Raw genomic sequence first — 2,165 nt, forward strand, 5'->3', positions numbered from 1 at the left:
GCGACCGATATCACCGGTGCGGTAAATGCGGCGACCAGCCGTAAAAGGATGCGGTACAAACTTCTCTGCCGTCAGCTCCGGTTTATTCAGGTAACCACGGGCCAGCCCGTCGCCACCAATGCAGATCTCTCCGGCCACGCCTACCGGCTGCACCGCGTTGTCTGCACCCAGCACATAGAGTTGTGTATTCCAGATAGGACGACCTATCGGAATGCGCTGATCACCCGCACGCGTGGCGTAATAAGTAACGTCTACAGATGCCTCCGTAGGCCCGTACAGGTTATGTACCGGAGCGGCCATACGGGCATACCAGTTACGCACCGTTTCGGCCGACAACGCCTCCCCGCTGGTCACTACCAGCCGAAGACTATCTAAAGCAACACTAATATCTTCGTCTTCAAATAAAGCAGTAATAAAGGCATTGAACATACCGGGCACAAAATGCAGGCAGGTGATGCCATGACGTTGTATCAAGGCACGCAAACGCTCCGGCGCTCCGATATCATCTTTGTGGCAGAGCACCATACGGGCGCCCCAGCACAGCGGCAGAAACAGTTCCCATACCGATACATCAAAAGTGAAAGTGGTCTTCTGTAAAATGATGTCTGCAGACGTAAAATTGTAATGCTGCCACATCCACTCCAAACGGTTCACCACACCACGGTGTTCCAGCATACAGCCTTTAGGACGACCCGTGGAGCCTGAAGTGTAGATCACGTAAGCCAGGTCGTGTGGCTGGTTAACAATAGCCGGCGTTGTAACCGGGTAGTTGGACTGCACTGCTTTAAAACGCAACAGCTCTGCTTCATCAATCAGTACTTTACAACCACTGTCCGACAGGATATAATCAATACGTTCGGACGGGAAGTCAGGATCAATAGGAACATAAGCCCCACCCGACTTCAGCACCGCCAGCAAAGCAATGATCATTCGYTCACTTCTTTCCAGCTGCACCCCCACCAGGTCATCTGCAACGATAGCATATTGCCCGCGCAGGTAATGTGCTAACTGGYTGGAGTATGCATCCAGYTGCTCATAGGTAAAGGAGCTATCTTCAAATACCAGYGCTACTGCATCCGGCGTTTTTGCTACCTGTTCTGCGAACAGGTGCACCAATGTTTTATCTTCCGGGTAAGCAGCAGCGGTATCATTGAAACTATAAAGCAGATGCGATTTTTCTGTTTCACTTAAATAATCCARCTGYCGGATAGCGGTGCCCGGGCTTTTAAGAATRGCTACCAGCAACTGATCCAGGTGCATTGCCATAGCGCTCACAGTAGATATCTCATAGAGATCACTGTTRTAAACGAGATTTAATTGCAGCTGCGTTCCMTGTAATACAAAGTCAAACGACAGGTCAAATTTGCTGACCGGATTACTCAGATCTGTATATGGATTTATTTGCAGACCACCACTTTGTTGGGCCGCAATCACTTCATCAAGGTCTGTTTCCTGTAACACCACCATCACATCAAACAAGGCGCTGCGGCTCATATCACGTTTCAGTGACAATGTGTCCACCAGCTCATCAAAAGGATRCGACTGATGTTCATAAGCTGCCATTGTTACCTGTCGCACCTGCTCCAGCAGTTGCACATAGCTCTCACTGCCGCTGAAGCGGGTCCTTAGCGCCAGCGTGTTCACATAGAAACCTAGTTGTCCTTCCAGGTCTGCATGTTCTCTGCCGGCAACAGGGCTGCCCAGGATAATATCTTCCTGGCCGCTGTAGCGATACAGTAAGGTATTCACCGCTGCCACCAGTCCCATGAACAGCGTGCTGCCCGTAGGTTGTAACAGCGCCGATAAACCGGAGATATCTATTGTTTTTTGGACCATCCCGCCACGGTAGGTTTTTACTGCCGGACGGGGCTTATCAGCCACCAGCTCCAGCACCGGTAGTTCACCGGAAAACTGTTGCTGCCAATAACTTTTAGCGATATCGTCTGCGTGGGATTGTTGCCATACTGCATAATCCTTGTACTGGAGAGGCAATACCGGCAGCGGACTGTTATCATGATAGAGATGCAGCAGCTCTTTGATCAATACGCCCATTGACCAGCCATCGCTGATGATGTGATGCATCACATAGACAAACACCCACTGCCCTGCTGCTACTTCGTAGAGAGATGCCCGTAGTAAAGGGCCGGTAGACAGATCAAAAGGGG

Annotated in this window: 1 protein-coding gene; it reads right to left on the minus strand. The window is 50.6% G+C overall.

The genetic code is table 11. The features are described from left to right. On the minus strand, positions 1-2,165 hold a 2,165-nt coding region (locus tag AC1DFM_RS34555), incomplete at both ends, for a non-ribosomal peptide synthetase (protein ID WP_477081344.1).

Source organism: Chitinophaga sp. 05T412 (assembly GCF_056396465.1).